Genomic DNA, 15,034 nt, shown 5'->3' on the forward strand with positions numbered 1-15,034 from the left:
TTAAATTTTAATTAAATAGCGACGACGGGATTTACACCCGTATCTCCTGGTCTGCTCCAAAGTATTCTACTATTTGAACTACGTCGCTGGTGGCAGCGGACGGAATCAAACCGCCTTCTCAGTTTATGAGACCGATACTCTACCATTAAGCTACACTGCCGAATACTTAAATTATAGTTTAAATCCGCTATTCAAATTACCACTCTGTTTCGGTATAATCTTTGAAGAACTTACCAAACAAATTACGTCCTTCGTTGAATCCTACATAAATTGGATCGCAGATACGCGCTGCTGCATCGATCGCATCGAAAGGCGGTTTATCTCCCCGTTCTTGCATTGCTTTAGCAATCTGATAAGGATGTTGAAAGCTAATCCATCCTGGGTCAACGCAATTCATAAAAATGTGATGTTTGGCGTATTCTTTCGCGCAAGTGCGAGTCATCATATGCAGCGAAGCTTTTGCCATATTAGTATGAGGATGCCGCCAAGGTTTATCAACGCCGTTGAATCTTCCTTCCATTGAAGAAACATTTACTATATATTTACTGGTTTCTTTTTTATCTATCATCAATTTCTTGAGTCGGCTATTGATAATGAAGGGTGCGATCGCATTAATTACATGAACTTCCAGCAGTTCCAAAATACTCACTTCATCATCTTTCATCAGCCAGCTATTAAATGGACACAAATCGATCTGCTGTCCGTCTTGTTCATACATTCCCGGCGGAAATAAAGCCGCGTCTTCTTGCTCGTCACCCGGAAGTAAGGGAAGTGGCGACGTTAGAGCAGAATTGATTGGTAAAGATAAGTTATTTGCTACAATTGCATCTTCAAAATCTTTTCCTTCATCAGATCCGAGAAACTTTGTCTCTTCGTTTAATTTGCCAATAGCCAAAGAGCGATCGCCAACAAGTAAAGGCTGAATTTCTGCCGGCAACTCAGTCAAAGATAAAGCTTCAAATTCTACCAAATGTTGATAAAACGCTGGTGGACGGCGAATCGTCTGCGCCGCGTTGTTGATAATAATATCGAGTCTCGTATAAAAGCTGGCGATATTTTGCGTGAATCGCTCAACTCTCGCAATATTTCGCAAATCTAACCCATAAATGTGTAAGCGATTTTTCCATTCGCCAAAATCTGATTCACTCGCATATCTTTTAGCCGCATCGTGAGGGAAGCGTGTCGTAGCTATAACAGTTGCACCTGCTCTGAGTAATTTCAAAGTCACTGCGTAACCAATTTTTACCCTGGCTCCAGTGACTAAGGCAAAAAAACCTTTCAAGTCAGCAGTTTGATTTCGTTTCGCATAATTGAAATCGCCGCAGTTTATGCAGAGTTGTGGATAAAAGAAATGCCACCCTGAAAAAATATTTTTACAGACAATGCAACGTTGCGGCTTGTGCATGGTAAATTTAGGTGACTACTTATGTATTCTGCCATTAGGCATGATAGCTTTCTGGAAATTAGTTAATGCGAGATTAGCTTTTTTGAGGTTAGCTTTAACGAGGTTAGCCTCAATAAAGCTAGTGCCGCTGAGGTTCGATCCTCGAAAGTTCGCACTACTAAGATTAGCCTTTCTAAGATTAGCATCGCTGAAGTTAAGTCCGCTCAAGTTAAACCCACTCAGGTTCACTCCACTAAGGTTAGCTCCTCTAAAGTTTACGCCGCTTACATCGGCTTCGGTAAAGTTGGCTTGATGAAGATTAGCCTTAATAAATTTCGACTTTTTCAAATTTGCTCTGGTGAAGTCAGCTTTACCCAACTGGGCTTTAGTAAAGTTAGCTCTTTGCAGAATTGTTTCGCGAAAATTAAATTGACTGAGGTTTGTTCTACTAAAATTAGCTTTATCGAGTTTTGCTTCCTCAAAAATTGCCCCTTGCAAAATAGCTCCGTTGAGATTGGCTCCACTGAGGTTAGCCCCCGTAAAGTTCGCCTCGCTGAGATTTGCTTTGTAGAGTTTAGCCTCGCTAAGATCTGCGCCGCTGAAGTTAGCTCCCGTGAGATTGCACTGTCTAAAATTAGCCCTTTTGAGGTTCATCCCGCTCAAGTTAACCCCGCGAAGGTCTGCATCGAAATTCCTTATCAAGATATTCCACTTCCTCCATCCATTCCAAATAGCAACTCCTTTTTGAAGTAGGGTGAGTTGTTGCACTTTTCCAACCAATAAATAGTAGGCAATTTCTTGTACTTGTTCGGCTTCATCAAGTAATCCCTGAATTACCAATTCAAAACCTGCATCGCCATATTTCAGAGCCTCATAAAGTGCCTCTATGCGATGCTCTGCTACGCCACTTGTCAGCCTCCACTTGACTCCGCTTAATCCTCCCAGTACTGCACCAGTGCGTGGGGGTGGAGAATGTCCGCCAAGTACAGCATCGGTGTCTTTGGGCCGATCGAATTTTTCTGGCATAACTAAAGTCCAAACAAGTTGGCTTTTTTTGTATTATTGTAATACACAAACTACAAACAGCGATCGAACTCGATTGAGAATTTTTAATTGTTTCTGCGTCGTCCCCGTTTCACAGCCGATCGCTTCTCTTCCAGAGACACCACCTCTGCTTCGCTACTCTCTCTTGCCACGCGAATCAACAATCCAGCTGCCAGCAAACTCGCAATCATCGAATTACCGCCATAGCTGAACAAAGGCAAAGGCAAACCCGTCGTCGGTAGCGCACCCGTCGCCACAGCAATATTCATTAGCGACTGTCCCACTAACAAAATCATCACGCCGATCGCTACCAGTCGATGAACGACATTTTGAGTCTTCATCGCCACAATCAAAGCCATTGTCCCATAACCAAAAAGCAGCAGAAACAGCACCATGCCGCCCACAAAGCCAAACTCTTCTGCAAATACCGCAAAGATAAAATCGGTGTACTGAATGGGCAGATAAAATAACTTTTGCTGAGACAGCCCGTATCCACTGCCCCAAACCCCACCAGAACCTACTGCTAGCAGACTTTGAACCAACTGATAACCGTTCTTCATCGGATCTGCCCAGGGATTGAGAAAAGACATGATCCGCTTTTGCTGATATTCATTTCTGGTAATACTGATAATACCCAAGAGCAAACCAGCGAAAGCGGTTCCCCCCAGTTGAATATAAGGTAAGCCGGCGGCTAAAGCGATCAGCCAAATCGTCATACCGCAAAACGCCGTCGTACTTAAGTTAGGCTGCAACAAAATTCCCAAAAGTACGACAGAGAAAATAAACAGCCAAGTCAGACGTACTTTCCATCTCAGCCGATCCCATTGGCCAAATATCCGCGCACTTTGTAACACCAAAAAAGGCTTAATCAGCTCGGAGGGTTGAATCGGCATAGGGCCCAAAGCCAGCCAGCGCGTGGCACCATTGGTTGTAGTTCCCAGACCTGGAATCAAAGTTACGATAATTAATCCCAACAGCAGTACTACAAACCAGTGCGCCATTCCCAAGATGTAGCGAAGTGGGAAACGCACGATCAGGTTAAACCCCACCATACCCATCAAAATAGAGATGAGTTGGCGTTTAACGTAGTACAGTCCGTCTCCGTAATAGGCATCGCCTACAGGGTAAGATGCTGAGAACAAGACCACAATTCCCATAAACAGCCATAGGAATGTCAGCCAACGCAACAATCTGGCTTGTATTCCCCATTCTTCTCGATCGCCATCAAAGAAGGGTATTAGGTGACGTAAGTTAACTGCCAAAAGGTCGATCCTACCACTACGCAATATATTAGGTTTACTAAATCGCGATCGCAGAAACTGGGGCAATCGCCAAAAATAGTCTTTTTACCCTTATCATATTTGGCCGCCCACTCTGCATTAACTTTGCAAAAATTAAAAAAACTTTGCCGCCTGCGATCGCATGACTGCAAGCCATGTATTCGCAGGCGGCTTTTTTTGAATCTCCCAATCTTCACAACGGGACGATTTTATTTCGCGAAGTTTGTAAAGGTTTTTTCCAGAATTACAGCAATCCTGTATTAGCACCAGGCTTGCCAGTCGCCAGTTCAACTTTGACGATTTTGCCGCCCATTTTCATAATCCGTTGCTGTTCGCGAAACCAGTTGTCATACGGCACTAGCTTCGTAAAATATGTGTTTTGCAGTTCCCGTTGAGTGCGAATTCTAGTTTGGCTGGGAACGCAAGCAGTTATTTTGAACATCCGCATGAGTTATTTTCTCCTGGCATCCGATCGACGTTTGAAGTGATGATGATAAACCAAGGTCTGGGAGTCAAGAGTAAATACTAGCCGCTAAAACTTATCCAGTCAATTAGACAAATATATAACGCTCTAGCATTGACTCCTGACTTCCCAGACCATGTGAAAGTCAAAAGTCAGGCATTCAAAAGTTAAAAGTCATTTGGCCTTTCACTTTTCACTTTCGCCTTTTCTAGCTCAAGCCAGAGGAGATGTAGTCGAAGTAAACGCCCATTTCTTTACCGGCATCAGCACCTACGAGGCTAGCGGTAACTTCCTTCATAGCTTGGATAGCTTGAACGGTAGCGGAGACGGGAACGCCCAAGGAGTTGTAGGTTTCCTTCAAACCGTTGAGTACGCGCTCATCGAGGATGGAGGGGTCGCCAGCCAACATCGCATAGGTAGCATAGCGGAGGTAGTAATCCAAGTCGCGGATGCAAGCAGCATAGCGACGGGTGGTGTACATATTGCCACCGGGACGGGTGATATCCGAGTACAGCAGGGACTTAGCTACTGCTTCCTTAACGATCGCAGCGGCGTTAGCAGCGATAGTGGTAGCAGCGCGTACCCGCAATTCGCCGGTTTGGAAATAGCCTTTGAGCTTTTCTAAAGCACCGGTGTCCAGGTACTTACCTTGAACGTCAGAGGAGTTGATAACAGCGGTAATCGCGTCTTGCATCTTTTTGCTTCCTTAAGTCACCTAATCTGGGAATTTTTAATTGAGTGCTTTCCAGAGGACACTCGTCCTACTGCATCGCACCGATCACGTAGTCGAAGTAGGAGCCAGCTTCAGATGCGTCTTCAGCAGACAGCAAAGAGGCGGCAACGTTCTTCATAGCACGGATGCCTTCAGCTACGGCAGGAATGGGGGTGCCCAGAGAATTGTACATTTCGCGAACGCCCACCAAACCGATTTCTTCGATTGGGGTGACATCGCCAGCTACGATTCCGTAAGTAACCAGGCGCAGATAGTAGTCTAGGTCGCGCAGGCAGGTAGCGGTCATTTCTTCACCGTAGGCGTTGCCACCGGGAGAAACTACATCAGGGCGCTTTTGGAACAGTTGATCGCCAGCTTGCTTAACGATGCGTTCGCGAGAGTCGGTCAAAGTTTGGGCGATGCGTAGACGACGCTCACCGCTCGTTACGAAGCTCTTGATCCGATCCAGTTCGCCGGGGCTGAGATAGCGAGCCTCAGCATCTGCATTCACGATGGATTTCGTGACGATACTCATTAACGGAATCCTCCAAAAAAGATGTAACCAGATGTGATTAAACTGGCGTTTGCATCGATTGTGTGTGCTTTCGTCGCGATCGCGTCTTTGCACACACCCACTGTGTAGCTTACTTGAATTCTCGAAGCATTTACACTCAATTCTCAGAACAATGTTCGATCGAAATTTATTCTGAGCAGAGCTTCAGCATTCTTCAAGTTTTTTAGGTTATCAGAACTACATCTGATTTGAAACACAGCTACCTTCGCAAATATTTTGCGACATTACGTTCACATTTTGACTCTGCTCTTAATACTTTGTAATAAATCTCCTCATGTTTATCTGCGGCTTGCCAAATCAGACGTAACAGGAAATCGCCCTATCTTCAGTAGTAGAAGATAAGGCGGATTAATTTTTTGCATAGAGGAAGGGGGCGCGGGGGAGTGGAGGAGCGGGAGAGCGGGGGAGCGAGAGAGCGGGGGAGCGGGGGCGCTGGAGAATAAATCTTTTCCCTCTTCCTCTCCCTCTCCCTCTCCCTCTTCCCCTAGCCACTAGCCCCTAGCCACTAGCCCCTAGCCCCTAGCTCCTAGCCCCTAGCCCCGACGCTTTTCCTTCTCCCTACTTAGAAGCGACCGCCAAGATAGGAGGGCGACAGACTAGACCAAGGCTGCTTGACCAGATCCGAAGCAGCTTTGACGCTGCCCAGGTAGTTGCCCGCTGGGAGAGATGGGAAGCGCGGGTAAGGCACCACATCCTCACCAAAGTACTGGGCATACTCCGGACTATCAACGACAGCTTCCACAGCCGCCTTCAGCCCTTTCTCGGCCAGAATGCGGTTGTACTGACGGATTTCCGACTGAGTAGCCGGTGCGCGGCCCAACAGATGCCGGAACAAGAATTCAATCACCTTAGTGTTAGGATATGGCGTGTAGAAACGACGGCGATAGATCTCCGAACCCGCCAAGAAGCGCACAAACTCGCGCACAGAAATTTCGCCGTTGCGGAGTTTGCTTTCCAAGTCAGAACGACGGAACTCGTTGGGCACTTGACCGCTGAAGACATCCATCACCTGACAGTATATGGCGTTGATAACCAGAGCTGTTTCACCTTGATTAGCGCCAGGGGTCAGGCGATAAATCCGCGCTGGTTTGCGGCGGGTAGTACCGACACCCACTTCCACAGATTGCCCTTGACCGTTGCTGAAGGAGCGTCCCAACTCGATAAACAGCGGCTTGCTCTTGTCCATCGCCTTTGCTTGACGCGCCAAGTCTGCCATTGCTTTGCTCATCAACGGCATCTTGGTGCTGTCCATGCGAGGCTTCGTTGTAGAGAAGCTGGGTACTACTACCTCCTCGCTTTGCTTGGTCAACTGGTTGTAAAGTTTTTGGCTATTCGGGAAGTTAGCTGCCGGCAGGGTCAAGAAACGATTGTAAGGAACCGTATCTTCACCAAATGCCTGAGCGTATTCGGCGCTATTCACCATCGCACCGATAAAGGCACGGATACCGCCAGAAGCGAGAATCTGGTTGTACTTGCGAATTTCTGCTTGATCCAGAGGAGCCCGTCCCAGGAAGTGCTTGGTACCGAGTTCGATTACCTTGGTGTTGGGATACGGGGTGTAAAACTCTTTGATGTAAAGCTGAGATTCACCCAAGCCGGTGATAAATTCTTTGAGGTTGATTTCACCGTTACCCAGTTTGCTTTCCAGAGCGGTGAATTCATTCTTGACGATGTAGGGTTCTACATCGCGCTCGAAGATTTGTCGATAAGCAGCGCGAATCAGCGTTTCTACAGCCTTCTTGTCGCTGGTGTCTGTCAGCTTGAAGACTTTGGTTTGATCGCGTTTCTTGCTCACCCCTTGGTTAATGCGGAACTGAATATCGGGTTCTGTCCGCATTTCGGTGACTTGACCGAGTTCGACAAATAACGGCGTTTCTTCCTTATCGACTCTGGCACCAGTTTCGCCGATGCTGCCCACGCGGAGACTGCGTTGAGCCAAACCTGCTGGAGTAATGTAGCGTTCGTAGGGAACTGTGTCTTCTCCAAACGACTCGCCGTACTCTGGGCTGTCAATAATGGCATCGATCAGAGCGTATAAGCCTTTTTTGGCACAAATATCAAAGTATTTGTTGTTTTCTTGACGCCCGTAGGTGGGACGACCCAACAACCGACGGTGGATGTATTCGATCGCCTTACACACGTAGAATGGTGTCCAGTACAGCTTGCGGAACAAGTCTGATTTCGCCAAGGCGCGGATAAACTCCCGCACGGTAATCTCGCCGTTTTCCAGCTTGATTTCCTGCACTTTCAGCCGCTGACCTTCGTACACATCCCGCCCGAATACTTGTAGGTAGCAGGCACGGATGAGCGCTTGGGTGGAGCTTTCCGAGAATTTGACGCTCACACCTTGGGTTGACACGCTACGCTTCCCGAATTTGCCACCCGTAAAGCTGGGAATTTGATCCAGTTTGAACACTTTCGGGCCGAGAGAACCGGGAGCCACACCCCGCGCTGCGGGATTGCTGACTTGGTTGTTAATCCCTGGGCCGCGACGAATCAGGATGCGACGGGTATCTTTACCAAAAGGTGCCGGTCTGGTGCTGGGGTTGCGCGTTTCTTTCGGGAAGATTGCCCCAAACTGAATTTCCAGCGGGTCGTTACCGGAACCGTATGGGTGTTGGTCGGGCAGTGGCCGCTCGTATGCCGCAAAGGTAGTAATAAATTGCGGTACTTTGCGGAAGGGGGCACTGTAATTGAACAAGTCTTGCTGCGGCCCCCAGTTGCGGCATTCTTGGGCTTCTTGACCCAATCCCCGGATGTAGGGTACTGTTTCTTCACCAAAGTAGTCGGCGTATTCCTGGGAATCTACCAAAGCGTCAATCAGACCGGCTAGACCTTTTTGGGATACGATCGCAAAGTATTTTTGCACTTCTTCGCGGCTGGACGGCCCGCGTCCCAAGATATGCCGGAATGCCAGTTCCAGTGCCCTACTGTTTATGTATGGCTCGAAGAAGTTTTTCCGATACAAGGGAGATTTACCCAAGCGGCGGATAAATTCCTTCATGGAAATGTTACCGTTCTTAACCTTGGATTCCAAATCGGAAATTCCCAAGGAATAGGCGCGGGTGATATCCCGCTCAAATACCTGCCGATAAGCAGCTTTAACAACTTCTTGCTTTTCTTTGGCGGAAAGTCCCGGTTTCATTACGAATTTGGGACGCCGCTCTGCCGCATTAAAGTAAATCTGGGGCAGCTGCAAACCTTGTTGGTCGCCAGAAGGACGTTGCCGCAGTTTGTCAGATGGAGTTGGGGCTTTAAATTCTGTAATCAGAACGTCCATGTACTGGGTAACAATATTTGCCCCGACCGGATCTTGTCGGAAATAACCCAACGCCGCCGCTTTCATTTCTTGCAGCGCTACGAGGGTTGCTTCTCCGGAGCAAGCATTTTCAATTATTTCCCGCAATCCCCGCGTGTTGACGGCGATGATGTTGGGGTCACCTGCGACGATCGCATAAGTGGCATAGCGCAAAAACCACGATAAGTCCCGCAGCGATTTCTGCATATTGCTGGGGCCATAGCGGGAAACGTTGATCGGTCGGAAACCTGGGGGAACTGGTCCGCCACCAGAAGCACTAAATAGCGATCGCAATCCTTCAAAGAAGCCACCGCTAGTTTCTACATATGTCGCTGTTCCCAGCTTCATCGATTCTTTTACGTCTATCCCTGCCCCAACCATACTCATTGCTGGTTCTTTTGGCTTTTCTAAGAAAGCCATCGGCGAACCACCAACAAAAATCCGGTTGGCGGCACGGGACACGATCAAATCTGAGTTTTGGGTCAGCGTGCCAGCAATCTCCAGACGCTTAGCGCCCGAGCTGAAATAGTTCGCCAGTTCGTTCAATTCCCCGCTTTCCAAGAAGCGGTCTTGTTGTTCCGCTTGGGAAATGGTTGCAACTGGTAAGGTTTGATATAGTTGCGGACGCGCAACTGAGCTTCCACCACTTGCTTTGACACTCATCGGTTCTCTAAAGCTCCCTATAGAATCGTTATCGTCTTATACCCGACCGGGGTGCCGCTTAGCAGTTCGACCAAATCCAATTTCGCCTGCGAAAGAAGGCTTAGAAAGGATGCCATCACGACTGCCTGGGATTAATCAGCCCAGTCTTTAGATTAGAATGTTTCGGGCTTGTCACACTCATTTATTAAGAAATGTGTATAACCCTCATCGGCTGTGTATTCCGTAATCATACTGGATTGCGACAAAGTAGCTGAGAGACTTGATAAGTTTTGTTACAACAAGGGAGCGGGGGAGTGGGGGAGCGGGGGAGCGGGGGAGCAGGAGAATAAATCTTTTCCCTTTTCCTCTTCCCTCTTCCCTGTTCCCTCTCCCTCCTCCCTAACCCCGACGCCCTAACCCCCAGCCCCTAAAAAAATGCAAGATATTACTTCCGCTGTTGAACGTCTTTACGATACATATCCCTTTCCGCCAGAACCGCTGCTGGATAATCCGCCCCCCGGCTATAACTGGCGTTGGAATTGGCTTTCGGCCTATAACTTTTGCACGGGGCAAACACCTCAGACGCAGGAGATCCGGATTTTGGATGCTGGATGCGGTACGGGGGTGGGAACTGAGTACTTAGTACACCTCAATCCCAAAGCTCAAGTTGTGGGCATAGATTTGAGCGGTGGTGCTTTGGCGGTGGCAAAAGAGCGCTGTCAGCGATCGGGTGCCGATCGAGTCGAGTTCCATCACCTCAGTTTGTACGATGCGGGACAACTCCCCGGTCAGTTTGACCTGATCAACTGCGTGGGCGTACTCCACCACTTGCCCGATCCAAAGCGGGGTATTCAGTCTTTGGCGGCGAAGTTAGCGCCTGGGGGACTGATGCACATTTTTGTCTATGCAGAACTGGGACGTTGGGAAATTCAGCTGATGCAGAAGGCGATCGCTCTCCTTCAGGGTCGATCGCAAGCGGGGACACCTGGGCCACAAGATTACCGCGATGGTGTGCGAGTGGGACGGCAAATCTTCGCTGCTTTACCAGAAAATAACCGTATTGTCAAGCGCGAAAAAGAAAGATGGTCTTTGGAAAATCAGCGCGATGAAAGTTTTGCCGATATGTACGTTCATCCCCAAGAAATTGATTACAACATCGATACTTTATTTGAATTAATTGATGCTTCTGAGTTAGATTTTGTGGGATTTTCTAACCCGAAAAGTTGGCAGTTGGAAAGACTTTTGGGTAAAAATCCGGAACTGATGAAACGGGCGGAAGTATTGAGCGATCGCGAACGTTATCGATTAATTGAATTATTAGATCCGGAAAACATCACCCATTACGAATTTTTTCTGGCACGTCCCCCTTTACCTAAAGCAAATTGGTCATCGAATGATGCGTTATTGGCGGCGATTCCAGAACGCAATCCTTGTATGGATGGATGGCCGAGTCGGTGTTTATTTAATTACGATTATGAAATTGTAAATTTGTCAGAAATTGAGTTTAAATTTTTGCAAGCTTGCGATGATAATTCCAAACATAAGGACGGGCAGAATGCCCATTCCACAAGAACAGTGGCAGATATTTTAGCAGAGGTAAAATTGGGTGTGGAAGAAGTGCGATCGCTCTTATCTCAACAACTGATTTTGCTAACGCCAGAGAAGGAAAAATTGTAGCTCAGACACAGGAATATAAACTGTCAGGAGGTGAGGAGTTAGAACAGCATTTGACTCGGATGCTATGAGTCTTGATGAGTTACGTCGATATGTTCTCAATCTTTGAGAACATATCGATATCTTCTCCAAATATATCTGTCGTTCAAAAGCGACATTTCGACGAGCATTATAAATTTGGATGAGACAGATTGGGAAGAAAAATTGAGCATGAATCAAAGAAATCAAACCTGTTGAGGGTTAATCAGACAAAGCTTATATTCGCGCTCGCTGTTTAATAAATAGTTATGCTGCTGTCGGTTCACTAAATTCTATGTCTAATCAGAATAAAGCAGAAAAACGAGGGTTCGGTATGACTGGCGGAATGTACAAGCGATTTGGTGTCACCCTTATCGAAGCTCCAATTGATGTTGTCAGTTCTGCTCTTTCTAATTATTTCCGTGGTGAATGCTGCATAGATATTTTTTCCGCAGATTTGCAGGAGAAAGAAAAGCGTTTTCTCTGGCAATATGTCGGACACAGTTGGACAATTTGGTGGGGATTCGCACGCGAAGAGATAGCTTTTGCTCTGGCGCTTTTTCTTGACACAAAAGCTATTGTGCTTACCCATCAAGGTACAAGTGGCTGGAGTGAATTCAAAATGTTCTACCAAGACAAATTTGTCGAACACTACCATTTTGGATTTGATGACCGCGAACCAAATGAGAAGATTGGCGATCGATTTTGGGGTGCTGGATATTGGGATATAGAAATAGTTCAAGAATGTGTTTATCCTAGTAGCCCTATCCCATCATGGTATAGACACCTGTTTTGTAGTACGCTGAGACAGGTAACTGAAGAAGAAATGCGAATGTCGTTGGCAACGATGTCATCTAAATTCGGGTTTTTAGATGCGACTTTTCGATACTACGGGGCTTATCTTCCAGACAATCAGGAAACACCGCTGGCATACGATCGCGCCGATTCAGATTTTCAGTCAAACCGTGCAGATTTTGAAAGGATTGATGCTGTGTCGCTACCGAAAGAAGCTTTTTATTGGCAGAATGTTCTGCCAGTGCCAAGTAGGGTGTCATAGCAATATCGATGGCTCGATCGCACGTTGTATGGTAAACATCAAATTTTTATATGTCTAGTGTTTGGGAAAAACGATCTATCCTTTTCCCCATCAGTGCAAACATCAAAATTAAACGGGTAGCAGATAAACTTGTAATGGAAACCAAAGAACTAACAACAAAACCTGCCCCTACTGCGTTTTGAATGCAAATGAACTTAAACAGACAGAGCAAAATCCCAGACATTCTGAAAAATCGCGAAGCCGAACTGTTGTCAGAGTGGCTGAAAGAGCAAATGGCAACAGGTATCCGTAAAGACTTGTATAGGGAAAGCGAACTGCGCGAAGAGTGTAAAGAATTCCTCGACTTGTTTGCAGAGGCTGTCCAGCGAGGCAACTTAACCGAGATCCAATCGGCTGAGTGGCGTGGCGTGCGGGATATGCTGGCTGCCATTTCGCGATCGCGCTCTCAGAAAGGCTTCAGCCCAACAGAAACAGCCAGCTTTGTATTTTCCTTTAAGCAGCCCTTGTTCCAGCGCCTGCGTCAGGAACTCCAAGATAACGAAATTCTTGTCGAAGAAATTCTGTCTGCTACCAACCTCTTAGACAAACTGGGTCTGTGGACAACCGAGATTTATCAGAAAAGCCGCGAAGAGGTGATCCTGCGCCAGCAAGAAGAGTTATTGGAACTCTCAACGCCAGTCGTAAAGATGTGGGAAGGCATTTTAGCCTTACCGATCATCGGCACCCTGGACAGCGCCCGCACCCAAATAGTGATGGAATCTCTGTTGGCGAAAATTGTCGAGACGGGTTCGCAAGTTGCCATCATCGATATTACGGGAGTGCCCACAGTCGATACGCTGACGGCCCAGCACTTATTAAAAACAGTAACTGCGGCTCGTTTAATGGGGGCTGATTGTATTATCAGCGGTATTCGCCCTCAAATCGCGCAAACAATAGTCTACTTGGGTGTAGATTTAGCGGATATAACGACTAAGGCGACGCTAGCGGATGCTTTTGCCCTGGCTTTAAAACGATCGGGAATTGCGATCGGACGCTAACAGTCCGCTATTTGAGGAGTAAAAAAGTATTATGGAACGCATCCCCATACTGCAAATGGGCGAATTTCTCCTTGTGACCATTCAAGTAGATATGCACGATCGTCTAGCGATGACTTTACAAGACGACCTGACCAACCGCATCACCCAGACAAACGCTCGCGGTGTACTGATCGATATTTCGGCACTGGAGATCGTGGATTCGTTCATTGGGCGAGTACTGGGAAATATTGCCAAAATGTCCCGCATACTCGATGCCGAAACGGTTGTTGTCGGAATGCAGCCAGCTGTAGCCATCACTCTAGTGGAATTGGGGCTCTCCCTCAAAGGCATTCGCACTGCCTTAAATGTGGAAAAAGGTATGGCTCTCCTGCGAGCATCGTTAGGAGATTCTCTAGGGGGAAACATAAATGGTGATGCAGGGGCATGAAGTTATGGGCATCAACTCCTCCTCAGATATCGTGCTGGTAAGGCAAGCTGTGCGAAAATGGGCTGTAGAATTAGGTTTCAGCCTTGTAGACCAGACTAAGATCGTCACGGCAGCAAGCGAACTGGCACGCAACACGCTCGACTATGGCGGTGGCGGCACCGTTAAACTGGAAGCGCTGCAACAAGAAAGCCGTCGCGGTCTGCGTCTGACTTTTGAAGACTCCGGGCCAGGTATTCCCGATATCGAACTGGCGCTCAAAGACGGCTTTACCACCGGAGGCGGACTCGGTATGGGGTTAAGCGGTTCCAAGCGACTGGTCAACGAATTCGATATCTTTTCCCGTGTGGGAGAAGGCACCCGCATCACTATTACAAAGTGGAAGTAATCAATTATGAGCGATCCCGTCGCCTTGTCGATCCTAGAGTCCAGTCAGGCTGGTGATGCGCGACGGATCGCGATGAGCTTAGCCAGTCGTCTCGGCTTTGACGAAACCGAAAGAGGAAAAGTAGGCATCGTAGTTACCGAGATAGCCAATAACTTGGTTCGCCACGCTAGGGAAGGTCAGCTGCTGCTGCGTTCCCTCACAAAAAATAACATTGTCGGTATCGAAATTTTAGCCCTAGATAAAGGGCCGGGAATGATTGATGTCGGACAGTGCCTGCGGGATGGTTATTCGACGGCAGGCACTCCTGGCAATGGTTTGGGCGCAATTATTCGCCTTTCTGCTTTTTTTGATATTCATTCTGTTCCCAATGTCGGCACGGTTTTATTAAGTCATCTTTGGGCGACGCCTATACCCACCAGCTCACCAAACAGCAATATAGAAATAGGTGTAGTGTGTCTGCCAAAAACAGGTGAGGAGGTTTCCGGTGATGCTTGGGCGATCGAACAATACCAAGATCGCACTCTGCTCCTAGTCTCGGATGGTTTAGGCCACGGCCCTCTGGCAGCCCAAGCGTCTTTAAAAGCGATCGAAATTTTTCGAGAAAATGCCGACAAAAGTCCGGCAGGAATTATAGAAGCCGCTCATCAAGCCCTCAAAAGTACGCGGGGCGCTGCCATAGCGATCGCTCAGCTGGACTTGGCAGAACAAAGCCTTCGTTTTGCAGGGGTGGGAAACATCTCTGGCAGCGTTATTTCTGATTCTGGTCGCTACAGTATGGTTTCCCACAACGGTACGGTCGGACACGAAGTTCGCAAAATCCAAGAGTTTGTCTATCAGTGGCCAAAAGGAGGGCTTTTACTAATGCACTCTGATGGTTTAGGGACACAGTGGCGTTTAGATCGCTATCCTGGTTTAGTAGCGAAACATCCCAGTTCGATCGCCGGAGTTTTGTACCGCGATTTCAACCGGGGACGCGACGATGTAACAGTCCTAATCGCCAAAGAGAATTAAATTAATTTTAAATTTCAAATTTTAGATT

Annotated in this window: 13 protein-coding genes and 1 tRNA gene; 6 read left to right on the forward strand and 8 right to left on the reverse strand. The window is 47.5% G+C overall.

What is annotated here, in order from left to right:
• Positions 1 to 87 precede the first annotated feature (87 nt).
• The 8 genes from H6G03_RS14640 to H6G03_RS14675 all read right to left on the reverse strand — a co-directional run bounded on the left by H6G03_RS14640 (position 88) and on the right by H6G03_RS14675 (position 9,418).
• Positions 88 to 160: transfer RNA gene (locus H6G03_RS14640), tRNA-Met, on the reverse strand.
• Positions 161 to 196: 36 nt separating this feature from the next.
• Positions 197 to 1,405: an SDR family NAD(P)-dependent oxidoreductase gene (locus H6G03_RS14645; RefSeq protein ID WP_190465103.1), complete on the reverse strand. Its 1,209-nt coding sequence runs from the start codon at positions 1,403 to 1,405 to the stop codon at positions 197 to 199.
• Positions 1,406 to 1,420: 15 nt separating this feature from the next.
• Positions 1,421 to 2,410, reverse strand: coding sequence for a pentapeptide repeat-containing protein (locus H6G03_RS14650; RefSeq protein ID WP_190465104.1), 990 nt, complete (start codon positions 2,408 to 2,410; stop codon positions 1,421 to 1,423).
• An 83-nt stretch (positions 2,411 to 2,493) separates the two neighbouring features.
• A complete protein-coding gene (locus H6G03_RS14655; protein WP_190465105.1) occupies positions 2,494 to 3,690 on the reverse strand; it encodes an FtsW/RodA/SpoVE family cell cycle protein in 1,197 nt (398 codons plus the stop codon).
• A 262-nt stretch (positions 3,691 to 3,952) separates the two neighbouring features.
• A complete protein-coding gene (locus tag H6G03_RS14660) occupies positions 3,953 to 4,156 on the reverse strand; it encodes a phycobilisome linker polypeptide (RefSeq protein WP_190465106.1) in 204 nt (67 codons plus the stop codon).
• A gap of 223 nt (positions 4,157 to 4,379) precedes the next feature.
• Positions 4,380 to 4,865 carry an allophycocyanin subunit beta gene (gene apcB, locus H6G03_RS14665; protein WP_190465107.1) on the reverse strand — a complete coding sequence of 162 codons (486 nt, stop codon included), beginning with the start codon at positions 4,863 to 4,865 and terminating at the stop codon, positions 4,380 to 4,382.
• 67 nt (positions 4,866 to 4,932) lie between these two features.
• Positions 4,933 to 5,418: an allophycocyanin subunit alpha gene (gene apcA / locus H6G03_RS14670; RefSeq protein ID WP_190465108.1), complete on the reverse strand. Its 486-nt coding sequence runs from the start codon at positions 5,416 to 5,418 to the stop codon at positions 4,933 to 4,935.
• A 601-nt stretch (positions 5,419 to 6,019) separates the two neighbouring features.
• Entirely contained in the window at positions 6,020 to 9,418 is a 3,399-nt protein-coding gene (locus H6G03_RS14675) for a phycobilisome rod-core linker polypeptide (protein ID WP_190465109.1), read from the reverse strand.
• A gap of 414 nt (positions 9,419 to 9,832) precedes the next feature.
• On the opposite strand from H6G03_RS14675, the gene H6G03_RS14680 reads away from it, so the two are divergent.
• From H6G03_RS14680 to H6G03_RS14705, 6 genes are all read left to right on the forward strand, one after another.
• The gene (locus tag H6G03_RS14680) at positions 9,833 to 11,074 is read left to right on the forward strand and encodes a class I SAM-dependent methyltransferase (protein ID WP_190465110.1); all 1,242 of its coding nucleotides are present in this window, start codon (positions 9,833 to 9,835) and stop codon (positions 11,072 to 11,074) included.
• Positions 11,075 to 11,384: 310 nt separating this feature from the next.
• Positions 11,385 to 12,146 (forward strand): hypothetical protein, encoded by a 762-nt coding sequence (locus H6G03_RS14685; protein ID WP_190465111.1) that lies wholly within the window; start codon positions 11,385 to 11,387, stop codon positions 12,144 to 12,146.
• A 188-nt stretch (positions 12,147 to 12,334) separates the two neighbouring features.
• Positions 12,335 to 13,183, forward strand: coding sequence for an STAS domain-containing protein (locus tag H6G03_RS14690; RefSeq protein WP_190465112.1), 849 nt, complete (start codon positions 12,335 to 12,337; stop codon positions 13,181 to 13,183).
• A 31-nt stretch (positions 13,184 to 13,214) separates the two neighbouring features.
• Positions 13,215 to 13,610: an STAS domain-containing protein gene (locus tag H6G03_RS14695; RefSeq protein WP_190465113.1), complete on the forward strand. Its 396-nt coding sequence runs from the start codon at positions 13,215 to 13,217 to the stop codon at positions 13,608 to 13,610.
• Entirely contained in the window at positions 13,597 to 13,995 is a 399-nt protein-coding gene (locus H6G03_RS14700) for an anti-sigma regulatory factor (RefSeq protein WP_190465140.1), read from the forward strand. Before H6G03_RS14695 ends, H6G03_RS14700 begins: the two co-directional genes overlap by 14 nt.
• A 6-nt stretch (positions 13,996 to 14,001) precedes the next feature.
• On the forward strand, positions 14,002 to 15,006 hold the full coding sequence (locus H6G03_RS14705; protein WP_190465114.1) for an ATP-binding SpoIIE family protein phosphatase: 1,005 nt from the start codon (positions 14,002 to 14,004) through the stop codon (positions 15,004 to 15,006).
• The last annotated feature ends 28 nt before the right edge of the window (positions 15,007 to 15,034 follow it).

Source organism: Aerosakkonema funiforme FACHB-1375, from assembly GCF_014696265.1.
Taxonomy (GTDB): Bacteria; Cyanobacteriota; Cyanobacteriia; order Cyanobacteriales; family Aerosakkonemataceae; genus Aerosakkonema; species Aerosakkonema funiforme_A.